Source organism: Pseudomonas sp. LBUM1648, from assembly GCF_059716145.1.
Window position 1 is genome coordinate 5,462,534 of record NZ_CP166808.1, and the last position, 22,606, is coordinate 5,485,139.

Sequence of the window (22,606 nt, forward strand, 5' to 3'; positions counted from 1 at the left end):
GTTTTTCCCTGTAGGAGCTGCCGCAGGCTGCGATCTTTTGATTTTGCTTACAACGGCAACGTGTAATGCAGCGAGTAACTTTCTACACCGTCGTTGTCACTGGCAAGACCGGCGTTGGAATAGTGCGTCGCGCGAATCCCCACTTCATGCCCGCCATTGAAGCGCAGACCAAACCCGAGACGGTCTTCGAACTGGAAGGAGCCGCCGAGATTGTTCGATTCGTATTTGGTATTGGAGAACGCCGCCACACCGATCCCCGCCTCGATATAGGGCTTGACCGACTGGCCGGCAAACTCGTAAACAAATACCGGCGAGAACGACAGGCTGTTGTTGCTGGAGGTCTTGTCACCTTCCCAGTAGGTGTAAGCACCGCTCCAGTAACCGGTCAGGCGACCAACGTCGCTCTGCAGCCAGCTCTTGTCCCAGTCGAAATTCATCCCCAGGCGATAGGTCATGGTCGAATCGCTGGTAGCACCGACGGCGAATTCAACGCCGGCAGCTTGTGCTGTAATACTTTGCCCCATCAACGCGGCCGCAATCGCGGCCAGGCAGAATAGTCGCTTCACTTTGAAACTTCCTTTTCCGGAACGATCGTTTGGTTTTCTAGATAACTCATCGCTATAGAAGCTAGCGCTCAAACAGAAGTTCAGCCGATCTTCCGGTTATTTCACATTTTTTTTACAAACTGAAGTTTTGCACGTCGCCGGCAGTTTGCCCCAACAACGGCAGGATGTTTTTGAAGTGCTGAGGATCACCGCTGGTCCAGAATCTGACCGATCGGTTCGGTCCTTCGGCGAGCAGATCACGCTCGGCCAAAAGACGTTGAAGTTGCCGCGCCACGGCGGCGCCGGTATCGATCAGGCTGATGGTCTCGGGGATCATCGACTTGAGCATCGGCTTGAGGAAGGGATAGTGCGTGCAACCAAGAATAATCGTATCGCAACCGTTGGCCAGCAGCGGATCGACATAGCTTTGCAGCAACTGGCGCAACTCGGCGCTGTGCAGATCACCGCTTTCAATCAATTCGACCAGGCCCGGGCACGGCTGAGTAATCACCCGCACATCGGTGGCAAAGCGATCAAGCAACGCAGCGAACTTGGCACTCTGCAAGGTGCCCGTGGTGGCAAGTACACCGACCACGCCGCTGCGTGTTGCCGCGGCCGCCGGTTTCACCGCCGGCTCCATGCCAACGATCGGCCAGTCGGGAAAATCACCGCGCAGATCGGCAGCCGCCGCCACTGTCGCGGTATTGCAGGCGACCACCAAAGCCTTGGCGCCCTGCTCGCGAAAAAACCCGGCCATCACGCTGCAACGCTGGCGGATGAACTCCGGGGTTTTCTCGCCGTACGGAATGTGCCCGCAATCGGCGAAGTACAGCAGCGATTCATTGGGCAACAAGCGCTGGATTTCTGCCAGCACCGACAAACCGCCGACACCGGAATCGAACACGCCGACCGGCGCCTCACGCATGGCGCGCGCCACAGACGCTGCAACCAGGATCACGCTTGACCCGCAACTCGCGGAAACGCGAACCCAAGGCATCGATCAACAGCAAGCGGCCCACCAGCGGCTCACCGAAGCCGACCAACACTTTCAACGCTTCAAGCGCCTGAAGGCTGCCGACCAACCCCACCAACGGCCCGACCACACCAGCCTCGCTGCAGGTCAGTTCGGCTTCGCTGCCATGCCCGTACAAACAGTGATAGCAAGGGCTCTCGGGGCGACGCGGGTCGAATACCGACAGTTGCCCTTCAAGACGAATCGCCGCGCCGCTGACCAAAGGTTTGCGCGCAGCCACGCACGCAGAGTTGACCGCTTCGCGCGTGGAAAAATTATCCGAACAGTCGAGTACCAGATCCACCGCCGCAACGGCAGCGGCGAGAGAGTCCTCGTCGAGCGCCTGACGATGCGGCACCAGTTGAATCTCGGGATTGATCGCACTCAAGCGCTTTAGCGCCGAGTCGACCTTGCTCATGCCGACGCTGTCGGTGTCGTGAATGATCTGGCGTTGCAGGTTGGTCAGATCGACTGTATCGAAGTCCGCCAGATGCAGTTCGCCGACACCGGCTGCCGCCAGATACAGCGCAACCGGTGCGCCAAGACCACCGAGGCCGACGATCAGGACGCGACTGTCCTTGAGCTTCAGTTGCCCATCGATATCGATGTGTTGCAGCAGAATCTGCCGGCTGTAGCGCAGCAACTCCTGATCATTCAGCACGGCAGGCGTCCCAGACTGATGCGTTGATGGCCGCCCAGATCGGTGCGGCTGTGGACTTCTTCGAAACCGCGAGTGTTCAACAGATCGCGCACGGCTTCGGCTTGATCATAGCCGTGTTCGAGCATCACCCAGCCGCCGGCCTGCAGATGATCCGGGGCCTGGGCAACGATCAGGCGCAGATCGTCGAGCCCATCCTCACCGGCCACCAGCGCACTCGCCGGTTCGAAGCGCACATCGCCTTCGACCAGGTGTGGATCGGCGGCGGCAATGTACGGCGGGTTGCTGATGATCAGATCAAAACGCTGACCTTCCAGAGCGCTGAACCAGTGACTGCTCAGCACCGTGGCGTTGTTCAAATGCAGACGCTGGCGATTGCGCTCGGCCAATGCCACCGCTTCCAGCACGCGATCCACGGCGGTGACTTGCCATGCCGGACGCTCACTGGCCAGAGCCAGGGCAATCGCGCCGCTGCCGGTGCCGAGGTCGAGCACTTTGGCCGGGGTCGCTGGCAGCAATTCCAGCGCCGCTTCCACCAGCAGTTCCGTGTCCGGACGGGGAATCAGCGTGTGCGGCGCGACTTCCAGATCGAGTTTCCAGAATCCTTGCTGGCCGAGAATGTAGGCCACCGGCTCGCCGCCACGACGGCGTTGCAGGTATTCGGCAAAGGTCAGCGCGGCTTCCGTCGGCACGATGCGCTCGGGCCAGGTGTGCAGGAAGCTACGCGACTTGCCCAGCGCGGCCGCGAGGAGCAATTCGGCATCGAGACGTGCGGTAGGTGAGTCCGGCAGTTCGGCGGCGCGCAACAGGCTGGCAATGATGGTCATTTATTCACCTATCGCAGCGAGTTGGTCAGCCTGGTATTCAGCCAGCAGAGGCTCGATCACCGCGTCAACGCCACCGGCGAGAACGTCATCAAGAGAGTACAGGGTCAGGTTGACGCGATGGTCAGTGACCCGGCCCTGGGCAAAGTTGTAGGTGCGAATCCGCTCGGAACGGTCACCGGAGCCGACCAGCAATTTACGCTCACTGGCGATGGCATTGGCCGCCGCGGCGGTTTGCTGATCGTTGAGCTTGGCCGACAGCCACGCCATCGCCCGCGCACGGTTCTTGTGCTGGGAACGCTCTTCCTGACACTCGACGACGGTGCCGGTCGGTATGTGCGTGATGCGAATCGCCGAGTCGGTCGTGTTGACGTGTTGACCACCGGCCCCGGAGGAACGGTAAGTGTCGACGCGCAAATCCGCCGGGTTGATCTCAATGGCTTCGCGCTCGTCCGGCTCCGGCAACACCGCTACGGTGCAGGCCGAGGTGTGGATACGCCCCTGGGATTCGGTGGCGGGTACACGCTGTACGCGGTGCGCGCCGGATTCGAATTTCAGCTTGCCGTAAACGTTGTCGCCTTCAATGCGAGCGATGACTTCTTTATAGCCGCCGTGCTCGCCTTCGTTTTCCGAAAGGATCTCCACACGCCAGCCACGGCGTTCGGCGTAACGCGAGTACATGCGGAACAGGTCGCCGGAGAAAATCGCCGCCTCGTCGCCACCGGTGCCGGCGCGGATTTCGAGAAACACGTTGCGCCCGTCGTTGGGGTCCTTGGGCAGCAACATGCGCTGCAGATCGCCTTCCAGCGTGATCAGCAACTCTTTGGCTTCACGGACTTCTTCCACGGCCATTTCACGCATGTCCGGGTCGCTGTCCTTGAGCAGCGCCTGCGCGCCTTCAAGATCGCTTTGTACGCTGAGCAGCTTTTTATAGGCGTGTACGATCGGCTCGAGTTCGGCGTATTCCTTGGAATAAGCGCGAAACTTGGCCTGATCGGAAATGACTTCGCCGTCGCCGAGCAACGCGGTCAGTTCCTCGAAACGGTCCTGGAGGATGTCCAGTTTATTGAGCAGTGACGCTTTCATTGCGGTTTTTTATCCGAAAAGCTATCCGGTGAGCCCTCGAGGGCAAAGAGTTCCTGGGCCATGGCCAGCGCATCGAGGCGGCCTTCGGCAGAAAGCTTTTTCAGTTGCACGCTGGGCGCATGCAACAGTTTATTGGTCAGGCCACGGGCCAATTGCCCCAGCACATCTTCAGCGTTGCCGCCGTTGGCCAGCAGACGCAGGGCTTTTTGCAGCTCTTCGTCGCGCAAGCGTTCGCTCTGTTGACGATAGGCCTTGAGCACATCGACCGCCGCCAGCTCACGCAGGCGCACCATGAAATCGTCGGCACCGACCGAGACCATCTCTTCGGCCGCTTGCGCTGCGCCTTGGCGGCTCTTGAGGTTCTCGGCGACCACTTCGTGGAGATCGTCGACGCTATACAGGTAAACGTCGTCCAACTCGCCGACTTCCGGTTCGATATCCCGGGGAACAGCGATGTCGACCATGAAGATCGGTTTGTGCTTGCGCAGCTTCAATGCGCTCTCGACGGCGCCCTTGCCGAGAATCGGCAACTGACTGGCCGTCGAACTAATGACGATGTCGCTGCGCACCAGTTCGGCCGGGATGTCCGAGAGCAACACCGCGTGGGCGCCGAACTGCTCGGCCAACAGGCTGGCACGCTCAAGCGTACGGTTGGCGACAACGATGCGTTTGACCCCCAGCTCGTGCAGATGGCGGGCGACCAGGGTGATGGTCTCGCCGGCGCCGATCAGCAAGGCCTGGCTGCGTTGCAAATCACTGAAAATCTGTTTCGCCAGGCTGACCGCGGCAAACGCCACGGACACCGGGTTTTCACCGATAGCGGTGTCGGTACGCACCTGCTTGGCGGCATTGAAGGTTGCCTGGAACAGCCGCCCCAGCAGCGGCCCGATGGTGCCGGCCTCGCGAGCCACGGCGTAGGCCGACTTCATCTGGCCGAGAATCTGCGGTTCGCCCAGCACCAGCGAGTCGAGCCCGGAGGCGACGCGCATCATGTGACGAACTGCCGCATCATCTTCATGCACATAAGCACTCGCGCGCAGCTCATCGAGGCTTAAATGGTGATAATCGGCCAGCCAGCGCAGCACGATATCCGCAGAAAGCTGATCCTGTTCTATATAAAGCTCACTGCGATTGCAGGTGGAGAGGATCGCAGCTTCGCGGCTGTCGGTCATTCGGCAGAGCTGCTGCAAGGCCTCAACCAGTTGCTCAGGGGTAAAGGCCACGCGCTCGCGGACGTCTACTGAAGCAGTCTTGTGGTTAATACCGAGTGCAAGGAAGGCCATTCAAGGTCGCTGATGGTGACGTGAAGCCGGCAATTGTCCACCTTCGTCAGATTCAGAACAACTACCGCTGACTATTGTCCCAATTGTCCGCCCCTATAATGGGCACAATTGAGACTCGGTTATGTTTGGCCGAAGGCTTGTGTCATGATGATCCGACCGCAGGTTAGTCGTCCTCTTCCTATATGAATAGATCTTCCGCGTTGCTCCTTGCTTTTGTCTTCCTCAGCGGCTGCCAGGCCTTGGCCCCCGTTGCGCCGAACGGTACGCCGTCGGTAGAAGACACCACGCCCGCCCCTGAAAAGCCCAAGGTTTACAGCTCGTTCAGCGAAGAAACCGTGTTCAGCCTGCTGAGCGCCGAACTCGCTGGCCAGCGCAATCGTTTCGACCTTGCCCTGGACAACTACGTGACCCAGGCCATCAACACTCAGGATCCGGGCGTCTCCGAGCGTGCGTTCCGCATCGCCGAGTACCTTGGCGCCGATCAACCGGCCCTCGATACCGCGCTGATCTGGGCGAAAAACGCCCCGGACGATCTCGAAGCGCAACGCGCCGCCGCCGTGCAACTGGCACGCGCCGGGCGTTACGACGACTCGATGGTCTATATGGAGAAAGTCCTGCAAGGCAAGGGCGATACCCATTTCGATTTCCTCGCACTGTCGGCGGCCGATACTGATCAGGAAACCCGCAACGGCCTGATGAAAAGTTTCGACCGTTTGTTGCAGCGTCACCCGAACAACAGTCAGCTGATTTTCGGCAAGGCCTTGCTCATGCAGCAGGATGGCGACAACAAAGCGGCACTGGCCCTGCTCGAAGACAATCCGCCGGAAGACGGCGAAATCGCCCCGATTCTGCTTCGCGCCCGTCTTCTCCAGCTCCTGAACCGTGGCGACGAAGCCCTGCCGCTGCTGAAAAAGAACATCAAGAAATACCCGGACGACAAGCGTCTGCGCCTGACTTACGCGCGCATGCTGGTTGAACAGGACCGGATGGACGACGCCAAGGCCGAGTTCTCCGGCCTCGTTCAGCAATACCCGGAAGACGACGAACTACGTTACTCGCTGGCGCTGGTGTGCCTGGAAGCCAAGGCCTGGGACGAGGCCAAGGGTTATCTGGAAGACCTGATCGCCCGTGAAAGCCATGTCGATTCGGCGCACCTTAACCTCGGTCGTATCGCCGAAGAGCGCAATGACCCGCAAGGCGCACTGATCGAATACGCCCAGGTCGGCCCGGGCAATGACTATCTGCCCGCGCAGTTGCGTCAGGCCGACATTCTGATGAACAACGGCAAAACCGCCGAAGCACAAAGCAAACTGGCGGCCGAGCGTGACGAACAACCCGATTACGCGATCCAGTTGTACCTGATCGAGTCGGAAACCCTGTCGGCCAACAAACAGGACGACAAGGCCATGAAAGTCTTGCAGCAAGCCTTGCTGCAATACCCGGACGATCTGAATCTGCTGTACACCCGCGCCATGCTTGCGGAAAAGCGCAACGATCTGGCGCAGATGGAAAAAGACCTGCGCCTGATCATCAAGCGCGATCCGGACAATGCCATGGCGCTGAACGCGCTGGGCTACACCCTGTCCGACCGCACCACCCGCTACGCTGAAGCCAAGACGCTGATCGAGCAGGCGCACCAGATCAACCCGGAAGACCCGGCAGTACTCGACAGCCTCGGCTGGGTGAATTACCGCTTGGGCAACCTGGACGACGCCGAGAAATATCTGCGTCAGGCGCTGGAGCGTTTCCCTGATCACGAAGTCGCCGCACATCTGGGCGAAGTCCTGTGGACCAAGGGCAATCAGCGCGAAGCCAAACAAATCTGGGGCAAATTCCTCAAGGATCAGCCCGACAGCACCATTCTGCGCAGCACCATCAAGCGCCTGACCGGATCCGAGACTTTTTAATGTTTTTGCGCCACGTTATTGTTTTCAGCTTCATCGCCCTGCTCGCCGGTTGCGCGGGCTTCGGCGCTCGCGAATCGGTCGAAGGCCACGGCAGCCCGGCTCAATGGGCCGCGAACAAACAGCAACTGACCGGCATTGACGGCTGGCAGATCGACGGCAAGATCGGCATCCGCGCCCCGAAAGACTCGGGCAGCGGCACGCTGTTCTGGCTGCAGCGTCAGGACTATTACGACATTCGACTCTCCGGCCCGCTGGGTCGTGGTGCGGCACGTTTGACCGGGCGTCCGGGCAAGGTGTCGCTGGAAGTCGCCAATCAGGGTCGCTATGAATCGCAGTCGCCGGAAACGCTGCTGGAAGAGCAACTTGGCTGGAAACTGCCAGTGTCGAACCTCGCCTGGTGGGTGCGTGGCCTGCCGGCGCCGGAAAGCAAAAGCCGTCTGAGTCTGGATGCCGACAGCCGCCTGGCCAACCTTGAACAGGATGGCTGGAAAGTCGAATACACCGCCTACACCGAACAAAATGGTTACTGGTTGCCCGAGCGCATCAAACTGCACGGCACTGACCTGGACGTGACGCTGGTGATCAAGACCTGGCAGCCGCGCAAACTGGGGCAATAAGCATGAGCGCTGCACGCCTGACTCTGCCGTCGCCGGCCAAACTCAATCTGATGCTGCACATTCTTGGTCGCCGTGAAGACGGTTATCACGAGTTGCAGACGCTGTTTCAGTTTGTCGATTACGGCGACGAAATCACTTTTGCCGTTCGCGATGACGGCGTGATTCAACTGCACACCGAATTCGCAGGCGTGCCCCACGACAGCAACCTGATCGTGCGCGCGGCGAAGATGTTGCAGGAACAATCCGGTTGTTCTCTTGGCATCGACATCTGGATCGACAAAGTGCTGCCCATGGGCGGCGGCATTGGTGGCGGCAGTTCCAACGCGGCGACAACCCTGCTCGGTCTCAATCATCTGTGGCAGTTGTGCTGGGATGAAGATCGACTCGCCGCACTGGGCTTGTCGCTTGGCGCTGATGTTCCGGTTTTCGTCCGCGGCCACGCAGCGTTTGCCGAGGGCGTAGGCGAAAAACTCACCCCGGTCGATCCCGAAGAACTGTGGTATCTCGTGCTTGTGCCGCAAGTCGCTGTAAGTACGGCAGAAATTTTTTCCGATCCTTTGTTGACACGTAACACGCCGCCCATTAAAGTGCGCCCCGTTCCCGAGGGAAACAGTCGAAATGACTGCTTGCCGGTGGTTGCAAGGCGTTATCCAGAAGTACGTAACGCATTGGATTTGCTAGGTAAATTTACCGAAGCAAAGCTCACCGGAACTGGAAGTTGTGTGTTTGGGGGCTTCCCAAGCAAAGCTGAAGCTGATAAAGTCTCGGCCCTTCTGACAGAGACCCTTACAGGGTTTGTAGCAAAAGGAAGCAACGTTTCGATGTTGCATCGCAAGCTGCAAAGTCTGCTCTAAAGGAACCAAGTGCTCGGCACTTGATGCAACAGATACAGGGGCGTCGCCAAGCGGTAAGGCAGCAGGTTTTGATCCTGCCATGCGTTGGTTCGAATCCAGCCGCCCCTGCCATTTTCTATACTCATCCAGGTTACCCTCAGCCTCTAGGTACTGCGCGTGTCCAAGATGATGGTCTTTACGGGGAACGCTAACCCCGATCTGGCTCGGCGTGTTGTACGTCAGCTGCATATCCCTCTCGGTGACATCTCTGTCGGTAAGTTCTCCGACGGCGAAATTACTGCCGAGATCAATGAAAACGTTCGCGGTAAAGACGTTTTCATTATTCAGCCGACTTGCGCTCCGACCAACGATAACCTGATGGAACTGGTAGTGATGGCTGATGCCTTCCGCCGCTCCTCGGCTACTCGTATCACTGCTGTTATTCCTTATTTTGGTTATGCCCGTCAGGATCGCCGTCCGCGTTCCGCACGTGTGGCTATCAGCGCGAAAGTCGTCGCTGACATGCTTACCGTAGTCGGCATCGACCGTGTTCTCACGGTTGATCTGCATGCTGACCAGATTCAGGGTTTCTTCGATATTCCGGTAGATAACATCTACGGCTCCCCGGTTCTGGTGGATGACATTGAAGATCAGCGCTTCGAAAACCTGATGATCGTATCCCCGGATATTGGTGGCGTCGTGCGTGCACGTGCTGTTGCCAAGTCGCTGGGTGTGGATCTCGGGATCATCGACAAACGCCGTGAGAAAGCCAATCACTCTGAAGTGATGCATATCATCGGTGATGTCGAAGGGCGTACCTGCATTCTGGTCGATGACATGGTCGATACCGCCGGCACTCTGTGCCACGCGGCCAAGGCCCTGAAAGAGCATGGCGCAGCCAAGGTCTTTGCCTACTGCACACACCCTGTGCTGTCGGGTCGGGCCATCGAGAATATCGAAAATTCCGTGCTGGACGAGCTGGTGGTGACTAACACCATCCCGCTGTCCGCTGCAGCACAAGCCTGTGCACGTATCCGTCAACTGGATATTGCACCGGTAGTTGCCGAAGCGGTTCGCCGCATCAGCAATGAAGAATCGATCAGCGCGATGTTCCGCTAAGGGCCCTGCCCTTCTCGAAATGTCTCGTTGACGAAAAGCGCCCCGCCCCGGCATTCCTGTCGGGGCGGGGCTTTTTTGCCCATACCGTGTTAGGCGCTGGTCGCAAACGCCGCTCGGTCATGGCTATTTTGGAGATACAAAATGAACGATTTTACTCTGAATGCTGAAGTGCGTTCCGACCTGGGGAAAGGTGCGAGCCGCCGCCTGCGTCGTCTCGCCGCTCTGGTTCCAGCTGTTGTTTACGGTGGCGAAAAAGCCCCTGAATCCATCAGCATGCTGGCCAAAGAAGTTGCCAAACTGCTCGAAAACGAAGCGGCTTACAGCCACATCATCGAGCTGAACGTTGGTGGCACCAAGCAGAACGTCATCATCAAAGCTCTGCAACGTCACCCGTCGAAAGGCCACGTTCTGCACGCTGACTTCGTACGCGTTGTAGCAGGTCAGAAACTGACCGCTATCGTGCCTGTACACTTTGTTGGTGAAGAAGCTCCAGTGAAGAAAGGCGGCGAAATCTCGCACGTTACTTCGGAAATCGAAGTGACCTGCCTGCCGAAAGATCTGCCTGAGTTCATCGAAGTCGACCTGTCGAAAGCAGAAATCGGCACCATCATTCACCTGTCGGACCTCAAAGCTCCTAAAGGTGTTGAGTTCGTTGCTCTGGCACACGGCGATGACAAGGCTGTTGCCAACGTCCACGCTCCACGTGTTGCTCCAGAAGCTACCGAAGAAGGCGCAGCAGAGTAATTCACTCTGTAACGCCTGAGTGAGCAGGTAACATCGCGGACTGGAACGTAGCGAGAAAGCGGGCGAGAACGCGGAGTTTACATTCATGGTAAATGAGCAATTTTCGTCCACTTTCGCCGCTTCCCCTGATCGCGGCGATGTTATCCACCACTCCAAGGAAGGGCCCCTATCGTGACTGCCATCAAACTGATCGTTGGCCTGGGAAATCCAGGCGCCGAATACGAACAGACCCGGCATAACGCAGGGGCCCTTTTTGTTGAGCGCATCGCCCACGCACAGAATGTGAATCTTGTGGCCGATCGCAAATATTTCGGCCTGACCGGGCGCTATTCGCACCAGGGTCAGGATGTTCGTCTGCTGATTCCCACCACCTACATGAACCGCAGCGGCCAAGCCGTGGCGGCACTCGCAGGTTTCTTCCGCATCAAGCCTGAAGAAATCCTGGTGGCGCACGACGAACTCGATCTGCCTCCGGGCGTTGCCAAGCTCAAGCAGGGCGGCGGCCATGGCGGTCACAACGGGTTGCGCGACATCATCGCGCAACTGGGTAATCAGAATACTTTCTACCGCCTGCGGCTTGGCATCGGCCACCCGGGCGTCGCCAGTATGGTTTCAAATTTCGTCCTGGGTCGTGCGCCACGCGCCGAACAGGAAAAACTCGATGCCAGCATCGACTTTGCCCTCGGCGTGCTGCCGGATATCCTCGCCGGTGAATGGAACCGCGCGATGAAAAACCTGCACAGCCAGAAGGCCTGACTCTACTCCGAGGGGAAACACCATGGGATTCAATTGCGGCATCGTCGGCCTGCCTAACGTCGGCAAGTCCACCCTGTTCAACGCCCTGACCAAATCCGGTATCGCGGCCGAGAACTTCCCCTTCTGCACCATCGAGCCGAACAGCGGCATCGTGCCGATGCCGGACCCGCGTCTGGAAGCACTGGCGGCTATCGTCAATCCAAAGCGCATCCTGCCGACCACCATGGAATTCGTCGACATCGCAGGCCTGGTAGCCGGCGCCTCGAAAGGTGAAGGCCTGGGCAACAAGTTCCTGGCCAACATCCGTGAAACCGACGCTATCGCTCACGTCGTGCGCTGCTTCGAAGACGAAAACGTGATCCACGTTTCCAACAGCGTCGACCCGAAACGCGACATCGAAATCATCGACCTGGAACTGATCTTCGCCGACCTCGACAGCTGCGAGAAGCAACTGCAGAAAGTCGCACGCAACGCCAAGGGCGGTGACAAGGACGCAGTGGTTCAGAAAGCTCTGCTGGAGCAACTGATCGCACACTTCACCGAAGGCAAGCCTGCGCGCAGCCTGATGAAGAACATGAGCACTGACGAAAAGGCAGTCATCAAAGGCTTCCACCTGCTGACCACCAAACCGGTCATGTACATCGCCAACGTTGCTGAAGACGGTTTCGAGAACAACCCGCACCTGGACGTGGTCAAAGCCATTGCCGAAGAAGAAGGCGCCATGGTGGTTCCGGTCTGCAACAAGATCGAAGCGGAAATCGCCGAGCTGGATGACGGCGAAGAGAAGGACATGTTCCTCGAGGCCCTGGGCCTGGAAGAGCCTGGCCTGAACCGCGTGATCCGCGCCGGCTACGAAATGCTGCACCTGCAGACTTACTTCACCGCCGGTGTCGAAGAAGTCCGCGCCTGGACCGTCAAAGTCGGTGCCACCGCACCTCAGGCTGCCGGCGTGATCCACACCGACTTCGAAAAAGGCTTCATCCGCGCCGAAGTTATCGCCTACAACGACTTCATCCAGTACAAGGGCGAAGCCGGCACCAAAGAAGCCGGTAAATGGCGTCTGGAAGGCAAGGACTACATCGTCAAAGACGGCGACGTGATGCACTTCCGTTTCAACGTGTAAGCGACACGCCCAAGAAAAAGCCGCGTTTGATACGCGGCTTTTTTGTGCCTGAAATCTACTGTTGAACATTTCCCCTGTGGGAGCGAGCCTGCTCGCGAAGAGGGAGTGTCAGTCACATCTCTGCGGATGACACACCGCATTCGCGAGCAGGCTCGCTCCCACAGTTTGAACTGTGTGAGGTCAGGCCTTTTTGGTCCGCGGCAAAAAGATCGCCAACACCCCGAACAGCGGCAAGAACGAGCACAGGAAGTAAACGTACTCAATCCCGTGCACATCCGCGAGATGCCCAAGTAACGCCGCGCCAATCCCGCCAAAACCAAACATCAAACCGAAAAACACCCCGGCAATCATCCCGACATTGCCCGGCACCAACTCTTGCGCATAGACCACAATCGCCGAGAACGCCGAAGCGAGGATGAAGCCGATCACCACGCAGAGGACCGTCGTCCAGAACAGATCGACGTGAGGCATGAGCAGCGTAAACGGCGCCACGCCCAGGATCGAAAACCAGATCACCGCCTTACGCCCGATCTTGTCGCCGATCGGCCCGCCAAAGAACGTGCCCGCCGCCACCGCGCCAAGAAACAGGAACAAGTGCAGCTGCGAGCTGGCCACCGACAGGTCGAACTTCTCGATCAGGTAGAACGTGAAATAGCTCGTGAGGCTGGCCATGTAGAAATACTTGGAGAACACCAGCAAACCGAGCACCACCAGCGCACTGGTCACCCTGCCCTTCGACAACCCGTGAGTCGCTGCTTGGCCGGCCTTGAGTTTGAACAGGTTCAGGTGATGGGCGTACCAGCGACTGATGCGGTACAGCACGAACAATGCAAACACTGCGAACAGACCGAACCACGCCACGTTGCCCTGACCGAACGGAATAATGATCGCCGCCGCCAGCAACGGGCCGAACGCAGAACCGGCGTTACCACCGACCTGGAAGGTCGATTGCGCCAGACCGAAGCGTCCGCCCGAGGCCAGCCGCGCAATGCGCGATGCCTCGGGGTGGAACGTCGAGGAGCCGATACCAATCAGCGCCGCCGCCAACAGAATCAATGGAAAACTGCCGACCATCGACATCATCACGATGCCAATCAGCGTGCAAATGGAACCCGCCGGCAACAGCCACGGTTTCGGATGGCGATCGGTGTGATAACCGACCCACGGCTGCAAAAGCGAGGCGGTCAGTTGAAACGTCAGGGTAATCAAACCGACCTGAGCGAAGCTCAGACCGTAGTTGGCCTTGAGCATCGGGTAGATCGACGGCAGCACCGACTGGATCAGGTCATTGATCAAATGCGCCAGCGCCACCGCGCCGATGATGCGCATCACCAGTGGGCTGCTTTGGGGAGGAGCGGACGCCGAGGCAGCGGCGGTCTGAGCGTTGCTGATAGCCATGGAAATTTCCGGACAGCAGATGGGTGCCCGCAGGCAGGTGCGTCAATGTGCCATTTTTCGGTGCGCCAGCGCCATCCCCTTAGCCAGCTAACGAACGAGTTGTTCATCGCCATAACGGTGATAGCGCAACGCCATGGTCTGAATCTTGCCTTGCTTCTATGCTTGAACGCGGCGCCCTTACAAAGGGCGCCGAGAATGGGAAGTTTCGCTACAGAGTCGGCCTACAGAGCGGGCGAGAGTGAACTTTCGAGGCCTTTTAGCAGGGCACAACATCAAGGTCGCACGACCGCGATGCACGCCGATGGTGCGTGGTGTCCAGAGGAGTCATGAGGCATGCAGGCTTTCCTTTCACCGGGGATCAAATTGCTGGGGCGGTTTGGCTTCGCACGTAAATTCCAGCTGTTGTTTCTGCTGTTCATTCTGCCGTTGGCCGGCAGTCTGTTGATGATCGGCCAGGACTATCGCGACAAGCTCAACCTGATTTCCGGCGAACGCGCCGGGGTGCGCCAGTTGCTCAGCCTCGATGCGCTGGACAATCTGCTCGCCGCCCAGCGCGACCGCGCCGCCCGTTGGCGCGCCACGGAAACCAATCGCCAGCCGACGCCGGCGACCCTCGCCGCCATGGCTGCATTCGACGGCGTGCAACCCGCCGTCCTGCAAGCCACCGCCGATTTGGGCAACGCGCTGAAAAACGAAGGCGCCGACGGCGAGATTCTCGTCCGCTATCAGGCGTTGCAAACCGCGCTCAATGGCCTGGATTCGAAAAGCCTCAGCGGCGTCGGCTGGTGGCCGGACGGTTACGACCGGTTCACCCATGCCCTCAGTGCCCTGCAAGCGTTGCGCGAGCAGATCGTCATGGACAATCGCCTGACCTTGGCACCGTGGCTGGAAACCTACTTGCTCACGCAAATTTCCACGCAGCACGCGCCGGACTTGATCGAACGGGTCGGTCGCCTCGCAGCGGTGGGTCAGGCTTCGGTGGTGTCCGGCCAGTTCACCTTGCAGAGCCGTTTGCAGTTGCGCGACCTGCGCAGCCGTATCGGCGATGCCCGCGAGCAGCTTGTCAAAACGGCAGGCCTGCTCGAAGCGCGCCTGCCGAAAGAGCTGCAAGCCTGGGCCGGCCAGTATCACGGCAGCCTGAAAAACCTCGATGCTGGCCTCAAGGTGCTGGATGACGGCGTGTTCGGCGGCAGCATCACGCTCAAGCCCGAAGAGTTCGAACGCAGCCTCGACGCGTTGCTGACCGACCTTGCCTCCCTGCGCCAGCAATCGCTGGTGTCGCTGGATCAGCGCCTGGAGGCCTACCACGCCTCGGCGATTCGCCAGTTCATCCTCGTCGCCGCTGTATTCGGCTGTCTGCTGCTGGCCGCGTTGTACTTGTTCATCTGCCTGCAAGCCTCGATCCGGCGCAGCGCCAGCGGCATCACGGTGCTTGCCGAAGCCCTGCGTGACGGCAACCTGAGCCTGCAAGTGCCGGTGGAGGGCCGCGATGAGTTGGCGGCGATCAGCACCGCGCTCAACGTCGCCGTGGTGCAACTGCGCAACAGCATGCTCGGCGTCGACCACGAGACCTCGCAACTGAGCAACGCGGTGCGCAGCCTCAACGATCATTCCAGCGGCGCGCTGGGTGAAGTCGAAGCGCAGCAGTTGCAGATCAGCCAGATCGCCGCTGCCGCCACGCAACTGGCTGCCACCTCGCAAGGCGTGGCGCAGAGTTGCGAACAGGCTTCCGGCAGCGCGCAGCACACCCAACGCATCGCCGCTGACAGCAGCCGCGACAGCCAACGGACTACCACGAGCATTCAGCAGCTCAATCAACGCCTCAACGAAACGGCAGCGGCACTGGGCCGGGTCAGCGAGCAAGGGCAGCAGATTCAACTGGTGGTCGACACCATTCGTGGTGTTGCCGAACAGACCAACCTGTTGGCACTCAACGCTGCGATTGAAGCGGCGCGCGCCGGTGAACAGGGACGCGGTTTTGCCGTGGTGGCCGATGAGGTGCGCAGCCTGTCGCAACGTACGCAATCGTCCACGGCGCAGATCGCCGGCACCGTTGACAGCCTACGCGCCACGGTCAACGAAGCCGTGAGTTTGATGGAAGCCGCGTGCGGCCAGGCGCAAACCGATGCCGAGTCGGTCACCGGTCTCGGTGAACGCTTGGGCGAAATCGCCAGCGCCGTACAGAGCGTCACCGACACCCTCGCGCAGATCGCCACGGCGGTTGAAGAGCAAGCAAGTACCGCCGATGAGGTCAGCGGCAATATCCAGCAGGTCGATCAGGCAGCGGTGCGTTTGCTTGAAGGTGCGCGGGCGGTGAACTTGGCGGCGGACACCCTGAGCCAGGGCAGCCATGCGTTGAGCGCCAATACCGCAAGATTCCAACTGCGTTGACGCCCTGCCCGGCCCCGATTTCCGGGGTCGGAGGATAAGCGGTTGAAAACAGGAAGAAATATTTTAAATTTACGCTTGACGCTTTTCCATTTCAGGGGAATAATGCGCGCCACTTGGCTACATAGCTCAGTTGGTTAGAGCATAGCATTCATAATGCTGGGGTCCGGGGTTCAAGTCCCTGTGTAGCCACCAAGTACTAAAAACGGCTTACCGAAAGGTAGGCCGTTTTTTTATGCCTCGAGAAAAGTCTCGGCAATCCGTTACTCCGCGGTAATCACCAAGCACCCTTTCATCACTCGGACTTTAACGTTCTCGTTCACCTCAAATCCCGCCTGCCGCAACCACAGGCCACGTAGCCTGATCCAGGGCACCGGTTTGGCGGGGCTGTGGTTTTTTTCCTTGGTGTGGACCGGGTAAAAGTCTGCGGCGATTTTCAACCGGCGTTCAGTGATGGGGGTTGATGACGTATGATTGGTTTTAGCCATGATTAGCTCCTGTTTAGCTGCTTTTGGTTAGCGGGGCCAAGGTGTTGTCGCACCTTGGTTCTGCGTTCTTTGAGTTACTTCAAACTTCTCTTTCTTCGTCGCTTGTTTTGGTCGCTGCCTGCGCGATCAGGGCGTCGAGCATCTGCGCAATGACCTTCTGTTGGACCTTCGAAAGCTCATTGATGGACTGCAGCCGTCGATACCACGCTGAGGTCAAGCAGCGTCTGGGCGTCTCCGTGTACGAGGGAACCCCGAGCAAGTCTTCAACAGGAACGCGAAGCGCAAATGCCATCTTCACCAGTGTCGTGACCGGCATGCTGCGCGTGCCCTCCTCGTAGCCCTGAAAGGTTTGCCGGGAAAGACCTAATGCCCGTGCAAACCGAGTCTGTGTGATCTCGTGCACTGTGCGTAAGTGGGCAATGCGACTGCCCATCGCCACCAGAAAATCACGGTCCTCATTGGAAATACTCATGACAATGGCCGACTGAAAATAGAGTTGAATGGCAACGGACTCATCCTTTTCATATGAAATCCATCCTGGAAAAAACAACAGAAAACATCCTCAGGCAGCGGTGCGTAAGTTGTCGACCTGAAAACTCTGTAGGAGAAATGCAGACATCCCTTCCATCCAAACCGAAAGACTACAAGCACGAAATACCGCTGGTTCACCTGGATCAATCGCCCATCAACAGGTTGAGAGAGCGCCGTAGGAAACGGCTTCGATCCAGGTACGAATCGGATTTTTCGTAAATCCAGGCGCGTGAAACTCACCCCATCGGTTTGCCCGAAATCCCCACTGACCAACAAGCTTCCCTGGCTCGATTCAAAGCCATACAGGGAGTTGTCATGGCTCGATTCAAATCTCTCTTCGATGAAGATTGGCCTTGGAAACGTCCAAGCGGGAACGGCTCATGGGCTGCGTGGAATCCGCCCCCCCCCCCCCCGCGCCGGAGCCGGTGTACATCGAAAAGGATGAATGGCCAACGCCCAAGCCTCGCGAAGATCAGGTGTTCGCCAAGTCCTGCACTGTGGATAACTGGTGCCGAACGGACGCCGGCACGGCCACCGAACCCGCCAGCAACTTCGGCAAGATCATGGTCGCCGGCGCCATGCTCCTGCCCTCTGCCAGCACTGCGGTAGCGACGGCAATAGGTGCTGATCTGGCCTTGGGGCGTCTGGCGGGCGGCGGCATTCTGCAACAACGCCTCAACTGGGCAATTCGCGGCGCTGGTGGGCCGGCCAGCGTGTTCATCCTCGGGATGCTGCCGACCCGAATGGGCGACGGCACGCTGCATACCGATGAACAGCTGCGCCGCATGAGCCGCGCGCCCACTCGTGTGCGCTTCCAGTTTCGGCGTGATGCCGAAGGGGTCATGCAGGTTTACGGCATCCACTCCGGCGCTTCTGGCGATGACTCGGTGCGTACTGTCAAAGTCGAGTGGAACAGCGACAAGACTGCGATGGAGGCCAAGCTTAACGGCATTACGATTTTGTGGACGCCACAACGCGGGCCACTCGGCTCAATGCCGCCGCTGGTCTGTCCCGAACACGGCGAGCAACTGAACACGATCCTTGTTCACCCGATTCCCGAGAACACGGACACCCAGATAGAAGGCCTGCCCGGCGAGGACATTACTGCCGAGGATTGCATTCTGGTGTTCCCGGCGGACACTGGGCTGAAGTCGCTGTATGTGGTGTTTTCGAAACTGGCCAGACTGACGCCGGGTACGGTGACGGGGGTTGGGGATGATGTTTCGGGGATCTGGCTTGCTGGAGCGGGAACGGGGATAGGCGTGCCGATTCCGACACGGATTGCGGATAGGCTCAGGGGGTGGGAGTTTTCAAGCTTTGACAAATTTAGGGAGGCGTTTTGGGTGGAGGTGGCGAATGACCCTGAGTTGCTCAGTCAATTCAAACGCACAAACCAAGGGAAACTCATGGACGGAAGATCTCCTTTTGCTCCGAAGTCAGAGCACCACGGAGAAAAAGCCAAGTATGAGATACATCACATCGAGCATATCCAGAATGGTGGTGCAGTTTATGATGTGGATAACTTGGCTGTAATGACTCCGAAACGGCACGTAGAGATTCACAGGGAAGATTGAAATGGCTACTAAACAAAGCTTTTCGGATTACACAGAACAAGAGTTTATTGACCTGCTTGAGCGCATCATAGGAAATGATGAGCGCGAGGAGGACGAAAGCAGACTCGTATTTCACTTCAATTCTATTTGCGGACATCCCGAAGGATCCGATTTGATTTTCTATCCGCAAGAGGACGCCGATGACTCTGCAGAAGGCATCACCGAAACAGTAAAAAAGTGGCGTGCCGCCAATGGACTGCCCGGTTTTAAGCGATAAGCGCTTTTATACCTTGAAACAGCACCGAACCTGTGGCGAGGGGATTTATCCCCGATGGGGTGCGAAGCGCCCCCCACCTCTTCATTAAATGAATGGGACTGCTGCGCAGTCCATCGGGGATAAATCCCCTCGCCACAGAGTTCTGCCTGACCTATTCGGGGTTCTCTGTCGACAGGGCTGCCAATCCCTTCCCCCAAATCTGCCGAGTCCGCAACCCCATCATCGCCCGCCAATCCGGGTCCGCCGGATAAAACTGCCCCAGCAAATTCAACTTGATCGCCCTTCCCGTCGCATCCAGCGGATCGCCATGCAGATGCAGCCAATGGTCATCACGCAAATATCGATGCACGTCCGCTCCAGGATACGTCCCGCACTCGATCACGAATGGCATCAGTTGCACACCTGGTAATGCATTGAGCAACGCCTGCGAGGTGTAGCCGGTAGCCGTCGCCGCCACTCCGGTTTCGCTCAAGGTATCGGCGCCGGTGTGCAGGGTGTAGAGCCATGGGCCGTAGATCGATTGGGCCTGCGCCAACGCCGGGTATGGCGCCTCAGTGATGGTCAACAGCATCGGATGCCCGTACTCACCAGCCCCGGTGTGCAGGTCGAAGCACATCATCGTTTCAGCGCCGGCCAGATGCGCGTCGATGATTTGATGCAACGTGCGATTCGACCAGCTCGCCGCTCGGCCACCGTAAAACAATCCATCGGGATGGCTGTGCTGGCCGCCCTCGACGATCGACATCACCGCCGGCCAGCCATGCTCAGCGATCTGCGCAGCCAGCAAGGCATCGGCACGTTGTCGCTCGGGGCCGTTCAAGTCGCGGCAGGCGTAAATTTCATGCAACGCGGCGTAAGCGCGGTTATCCGGTAGCGACCCAGTGAAATCCTGGTGATTGCGGTTGAGGTCGATGTTGTCTTCATTGACCCGCCGCAACCACGCCGTGCCCCAGGGATTGATCAGGTGAACCATCACCACCGCGACGTCCTTGGGCAGCGAACCCGGCACGAAGGTTTTCAGCCAGTCGATCTGACAGTCGGAGCCGTAATAACCCTCCACGCCATGCGTACCGCTAAGCGTCACCAAACGCCGCTTCGCCTGCGGGTTGCCGAGCACAGCCACATCGGTGCTCAACGGTTCGCCAAACGGCCCGCAACGCGGGTGTGCGTAGGAGGTAAGCGTCGCGCCGGCGGATGTCGCTGCGGCAAGAAACTGTTCGCGCTGATGGCGGTAACTGGACTCGCTAGGAAACTCGCAGTGCATGTCGGCCTCTTGTGGATTTTTCTGGCTTCACGATTGCCACTGACCCTACAGAAAATTCGCCAAGGCATGAAGGAGAAACACACCGGTGGTTTGCGTCCTTCACGGTCGGTCGATAAAGTCCGTCAGACTTTTATCCCACGGACGGAGAGCCTACGTGTTTACAGCCCTGCCCTTGAGCCGCTTTCGCCTGCCTGCCCTGACCCTGATTATCAGTGCCCTGACCCTCACCGCGTGCAACGCCCCGCCCTCCTCGACCCTGCCGCTGGCGCCGGAAGCCGCCTCCGGTTATCGCACCGATCTGCAAACCCGCCACGCCAGCAAACACATGGCCGCCGCTGCGAATCCGCTGGCCGCTGAAGCCGGTCGCGAGATGCTACGTCAGGGCGGTTCGGCGATTGATGCGGCGATTGCGATGCAAGCAGTGCTGACGCTGGTTGAGCCGCAATCCTCCGGGATCGGTGGCGGCGCGATGATCGTGCTGTGGGACGGTAAACAGGTGCGCACCTATGACGGTCGCGAAACCGCGCCGGCCGGCGCCACCGAGAAGCTGTTTCTGCAAGCGGACGGTAAACCGATGCCGTTCCCGCAGGCGCAGATCGGTGGCCGTTCGGTCGGCACGCCGGGCGTGTTGCGCGCACTGGAGATGGCGCATAAACAACACGGGCGCCTGCCGTGGGCGAAGCTCTTCGAGCCGGCAATCAAACTGGCCGAGCAAGGCTTTGCGATTTCCCCGCGTCTGTATTCGCTGCTGGCGTCAGACCCGGTGATTGGTAAATCGCCGGACATGGCCGCGTACTTTCTCAACCACGACGGAAGTGTCAAAGCCGTCGGCACGCGCCTGCACAACCCGGCGCTGGCTAAGGTGTTCAAGCGCATTGCCAACGAAGGCGCCGATGCGCTGTACAAAGGCCCGATCGCCGAGGAAATCGTCGCCAAGGTTCAGGGCCACGCCAACCCCGGCAGCCTTTCGTTGAACGATCTTCAGCGCTATCAGGCCAAGGAGCGCGCGCCGCTGTGCACCGACTACAAGCGATGGCAGGTCTGCGGCATGCCGCCGCCGTCGTCGGGCGGGATCGCCGTGGCGCAGATTCTCGGCACCTTGCAGGCACTGGAAACCCGCGATCCGCGTCTTTCGCTGACCCCGCTCAAACCCCACAAGACTGACAAACCGGCCGGCATCGAACCCGATCCACAAGCCGTGCACCTGATCGCCGAAGCCGAGCGCCTGGCCTACGCCGACCGCGCGCAATACGTCGCCGACACCGACTTCGTGCCAGTGCCGGTCAAAGGCCTCGTCGACCCAGGCTACCTCGCCAGCCGCGCCAGTCTGATCGGCGAACGCAGCATGGGCAGCGCCAAACCGGGCACGCCGCCGGGCGTGCAAGTGGCCTACGCACCGGATCGCTCGCCGCTGCGCATTTCCACCTCGCAAGTGGTGGCGGTGGATGACCTCGGCGGCGCCGTGTCGATGACTACCACCATCGAAGCCGCATTCGGTTCGCACCTGATGGTTCAGGGCTTCTTGCTGAACAACCAGATGACCGACTTCTCGTTCATCCCCGAAGAAAACGGGCAGAAAGTCGCCAACCGCGTCGAACCCGGCAAACGACCACGCTCGTCGATGGCGCCGACGCTGATCTTCGACCGCAACAGCGGCGAATTCCTCGCAAGCGTCGGCTCACCGGGTGGCTCGCAGATCATCGAATACGTGGCGAAAACCACCGTCGGCCTGCTCGACTGGAACCTCGACCCGCAAAGCGCTATCAGCCTGCCCAACTTCGGCAGCCGCAACGGCCCGACCGAACTGGAACAAGGCCAGTTCAGCCCGGCGCTGATTCAGGCGCTGAAGGACAAGGGCCACAGCGTGAATGAAATCGACATGACCAGCGGCACCCAGGCCGTCGTGCGGGTCAAGGATGCGCAAGGGAATGTGTCGTTGGCGGGTGGCGCGGATCCACGGCGTGAAGGGGAAGCGTTGGGGGATTGAGGCTACGCAGTGAATGGAAAAGGCTTACCGGGAGGTAGGCCTTTTTTGTGGCTAACAGATTGTGTTCACTAGCATTCCGTCGCCTTTTCCTACCCCGAAAATTTGCTGCCACGGATAGAGTAAGTGACCGTTCCGCAAACAATACTTTCGGGATCTGCTGGCATCTATGAACACACAAATATTTGAACCGTACATCCACCGAACGCCAACAGC

The 22,606-nt window shown here is 59.1% G+C and carries 21 protein-coding genes and 2 tRNA genes; 13 read left to right on the forward strand and 10 right to left on the reverse strand.

Annotated features, from left to right (window positions below; translation table 11 throughout):
- Window positions 1-47 precede the first annotated feature (47 nt).
- The 6 genes from ACA043_RS24705 to hemA form a co-directional block, all read right to left on the reverse strand.
- The gene (locus ACA043_RS24705) at window positions 48-566 is read right to left on the reverse strand and encodes an acyloxyacyl hydrolase (protein WP_497615345.1); all 519 of its coding nucleotides are present in this window, start codon (window positions 564-566) and stop codon (window positions 48-50) included.
- Between the two features lie 112 nt (window positions 567-678).
- Window positions 679-1,470, reverse strand: coding sequence for a glutamate racemase (gene murI, locus ACA043_RS24710; protein ID WP_401271811.1), 792 nt, complete (start codon window positions 1,468-1,470; stop codon window positions 679-681).
- The gene (locus tag ACA043_RS24715; RefSeq protein ID WP_497658091.1) at window positions 1,463-2,218 is read right to left on the reverse strand and encodes a molybdopterin-synthase adenylyltransferase MoeB; all 756 of its coding nucleotides are present in this window, start codon (window positions 2,216-2,218) and stop codon (window positions 1,463-1,465) included. Before ACA043_RS24715 ends, murI begins: the two co-directional genes overlap by 8 nt.
- Window positions 2,212-3,042, reverse strand: coding sequence for a peptide chain release factor N(5)-glutamine methyltransferase (gene prmC / locus ACA043_RS24720; RefSeq protein WP_187678052.1), 831 nt, complete (start codon window positions 3,040-3,042; stop codon window positions 2,212-2,214). Before prmC ends, ACA043_RS24715 begins: the two co-directional genes overlap by 7 nt.
- Window positions 3,043-4,125 carry a peptide chain release factor 1 gene (prfA, locus tag ACA043_RS24725; RefSeq protein ID WP_401271813.1) on the reverse strand — a complete coding sequence of 361 codons (1,083 nt, stop codon included), beginning with the start codon at window positions 4,123-4,125 and terminating at the stop codon, window positions 3,043-3,045.
- Window positions 4,122-5,408: a glutamyl-tRNA reductase gene (hemA, locus tag ACA043_RS24730; RefSeq protein ID WP_187678054.1), complete on the reverse strand. Its 1,287-nt coding sequence runs from the start codon at window positions 5,406-5,408 to the stop codon at window positions 4,122-4,124. Before hemA ends, prfA begins: the two co-directional genes overlap by 4 nt.
- Before the next feature lie 182 nt (window positions 5,409-5,590).
- Between hemA and ACA043_RS24735 the strand changes: the two genes are divergently transcribed.
- The 8 genes from ACA043_RS24735 (at window position 5,591) to ychF (ending at window position 12,507) form a co-directional block, all read left to right on the forward strand.
- A complete protein-coding gene (locus ACA043_RS24735; protein WP_497658092.1) occupies window positions 5,591-7,315 on the forward strand; it encodes a tetratricopeptide repeat protein in 1,725 nt (574 codons plus the stop codon).
- Window positions 7,315-7,932, forward strand: a complete 618-nt coding sequence (lolB, locus tag ACA043_RS24740; protein ID WP_497658093.1) for a lipoprotein insertase outer membrane protein LolB — start codon at window positions 7,315-7,317, stop codon at window positions 7,930-7,932. The genes ACA043_RS24735 and lolB overlap by 1 nt, the downstream gene beginning before the upstream one ends.
- A gap of 2 nt (window positions 7,933-7,934) precedes the next feature.
- A complete protein-coding gene (ispE, locus tag ACA043_RS24745; RefSeq protein ID WP_497658094.1) occupies window positions 7,935-8,786 on the forward strand; it encodes a 4-(cytidine 5'-diphospho)-2-C-methyl-D-erythritol kinase in 852 nt (283 codons plus the stop codon).
- A gap of 36 nt (window positions 8,787-8,822) precedes the next feature.
- Window positions 8,823-8,897, forward strand: a tRNA-Gln gene (locus ACA043_RS24750).
- Between the two features lie 45 nt (window positions 8,898-8,942).
- The gene (locus ACA043_RS24755; RefSeq protein WP_003171603.1) at window positions 8,943-9,884 is read left to right on the forward strand and encodes a ribose-phosphate pyrophosphokinase; all 942 of its coding nucleotides are present in this window, start codon (window positions 8,943-8,945) and stop codon (window positions 9,882-9,884) included.
- Window positions 9,885-10,025: 141 nt separating this feature from the next.
- On the forward strand, window positions 10,026-10,628 hold the full coding sequence (locus ACA043_RS24760) for a 50S ribosomal protein L25/general stress protein Ctc (protein WP_187678058.1): 603 nt from the start codon (window positions 10,026-10,028) through the stop codon (window positions 10,626-10,628).
- Between the two features lie 171 nt (window positions 10,629-10,799).
- A complete protein-coding gene (gene pth, locus ACA043_RS24765; RefSeq protein WP_016773203.1) occupies window positions 10,800-11,384 on the forward strand; it encodes an aminoacyl-tRNA hydrolase in 585 nt (194 codons plus the stop codon).
- Between the two features lie 22 nt (window positions 11,385-11,406).
- Window positions 11,407-12,507, forward strand: a complete 1,101-nt coding sequence (ychF, locus tag ACA043_RS24770; protein WP_187678059.1) for a redox-regulated ATPase YchF — start codon at window positions 11,407-11,409, stop codon at window positions 12,505-12,507.
- A 180-nt stretch (window positions 12,508-12,687) separates the two neighbouring features.
- On the opposite strand, the gene ACA043_RS24775 is transcribed toward ychF, so the two are convergent.
- On the reverse strand, window positions 12,688-13,905 hold the full coding sequence (locus ACA043_RS24775) for an MFS transporter (protein ID WP_497658095.1): 1,218 nt from the start codon (window positions 13,903-13,905) through the stop codon (window positions 12,688-12,690).
- Between the two features lie 333 nt (window positions 13,906-14,238).
- On the opposite strand from ACA043_RS24775, the gene ACA043_RS24780 reads away from it, so the two are divergent.
- Both ACA043_RS24780 and ACA043_RS24785 read left to right on the forward strand, forming a co-directional pair.
- Entirely contained in the window at window positions 14,239-16,296 is a 2,058-nt protein-coding gene (locus ACA043_RS24780) for a methyl-accepting chemotaxis protein (protein WP_497658096.1), read from the forward strand.
- A 115-nt stretch (window positions 16,297-16,411) separates the two neighbouring features.
- Window positions 16,412-16,488: transfer RNA gene (locus tag ACA043_RS24785), tRNA-Met, on the forward strand.
- A gap of 68 nt (window positions 16,489-16,556) precedes the next feature.
- Here the strand turns inward: ACA043_RS24785 and ACA043_RS24790 are convergent.
- Both ACA043_RS24790 and ACA043_RS24795 read right to left on the reverse strand, forming a co-directional pair.
- Window positions 16,557-16,781: a SymE family type I addiction module toxin gene (locus ACA043_RS24790; RefSeq protein ID WP_497615351.1), complete on the reverse strand. Its 225-nt coding sequence runs from the start codon at window positions 16,779-16,781 to the stop codon at window positions 16,557-16,559.
- Between the two features lie 79 nt (window positions 16,782-16,860).
- The gene (locus tag ACA043_RS24795) at window positions 16,861-17,331 is read right to left on the reverse strand and encodes a helix-turn-helix domain-containing protein (RefSeq protein ID WP_489881031.1); all 471 of its coding nucleotides are present in this window, start codon (window positions 17,329-17,331) and stop codon (window positions 16,861-16,863) included.
- Window positions 17,332-17,737: 406 nt separating this feature from the next.
- Between ACA043_RS24795 and ACA043_RS24800 the strand changes: the two genes are divergently transcribed.
- Window positions 17,738-18,886, forward strand: a complete 1,149-nt coding sequence (locus ACA043_RS24800) for a pyocin-S2/colicin E7-DNase domain-containing protein (RefSeq protein ID WP_497658097.1) — start codon at window positions 17,738-17,740, stop codon at window positions 18,884-18,886.
- Between the two features lies 1 nt (window position 18,887).
- Window positions 18,888-19,142, forward strand: a complete 255-nt coding sequence (locus tag ACA043_RS24805; protein ID WP_489881029.1) for a bacteriocin immunity protein — start codon at window positions 18,888-18,890, stop codon at window positions 19,140-19,142.
- A gap of 151 nt (window positions 19,143-19,293) precedes the next feature.
- On the opposite strand, the gene ACA043_RS24810 is transcribed toward ACA043_RS24805, so the two are convergent.
- Entirely contained in the window at window positions 19,294-20,406 is a 1,113-nt protein-coding gene (locus ACA043_RS24810; protein ID WP_497658098.1) for a DUF2817 domain-containing protein, read from the reverse strand.
- Window positions 20,407-20,560: 154 nt separating this feature from the next.
- Between ACA043_RS24810 and ggt the strand changes: the two genes are divergently transcribed.
- Window positions 20,561-22,393 (forward strand): gamma-glutamyltransferase, encoded by a 1,833-nt coding sequence (gene ggt, locus ACA043_RS24815; protein ID WP_497658099.1) that lies wholly within the window; start codon window positions 20,561-20,563, stop codon window positions 22,391-22,393.
- Window positions 22,394-22,606 lie beyond the last annotated feature (213 nt).

Coding starts and splice junctions, on each gene's coding strand:
- murI (WP_401271811.1), bottom strand. CDS start 1,470: ATGCGTGAGGCGCCGGTCGGCGTGTTCGATTCCGGTGTCGGCGGTTTG.
- prmC (WP_187678052.1), bottom strand. CDS start 3,042: ATGACCATCATTGCCAGCCTGTTGCGCGCCGCCGAACTGCCGGACTCA.
- prfA (WP_401271813.1), bottom strand. CDS start 4,125: ATGAAAGCGTCACTGCTCAATAAACTGGACATCCTCCAGGACCGTTTC.
- hemA (WP_187678054.1), bottom strand. CDS start 5,408: ATGGCCTTCCTTGCACTCGGTATTAACCACAAGACTGCTTCAGTAGAC.
- ACA043_RS24735 (WP_497658092.1), top strand. CDS start 5,591: ATGAATAGATCTTCCGCGTTGCTCCTTGCTTTTGTCTTCCTCAGCGGC.
- lolB (WP_497658093.1), top strand. CDS start 7,315: ATGTTTTTGCGCCACGTTATTGTTTTCAGCTTCATCGCCCTGCTCGCC.
- ispE (WP_497658094.1), top strand. CDS start 7,935: ATGAGCGCTGCACGCCTGACTCTGCCGTCGCCGGCCAAACTCAATCTG.
- ACA043_RS24760 (WP_187678058.1), top strand. CDS start 10,026: ATGAACGATTTTACTCTGAATGCTGAAGTGCGTTCCGACCTGGGGAAA.
- ychF (WP_187678059.1), top strand. CDS start 11,407: ATGGGATTCAATTGCGGCATCGTCGGCCTGCCTAACGTCGGCAAGTCC.
- ACA043_RS24775 (WP_497658095.1), bottom strand. CDS start 13,905: ATGGCTATCAGCAACGCTCAGACCGCCGCTGCCTCGGCGTCCGCTCCT.
- ACA043_RS24780 (WP_497658096.1), top strand. CDS start 14,239: ATGCAGGCTTTCCTTTCACCGGGGATCAAATTGCTGGGGCGGTTTGGC.
- ACA043_RS24790 (WP_497615351.1), bottom strand. CDS start 16,781: ATGGCTAAAACCAATCATACGTCATCAACCCCCATCACTGAACGCCGG.
- ACA043_RS24805 (WP_489881029.1), top strand. CDS start 18,888: ATGGCTACTAAACAAAGCTTTTCGGATTACACAGAACAAGAGTTTATT.
- ACA043_RS24810 (WP_497658098.1), bottom strand. CDS start 20,406: ATGCACTGCGAGTTTCCTAGCGAGTCCAGTTACCGCCATCAGCGCGAA.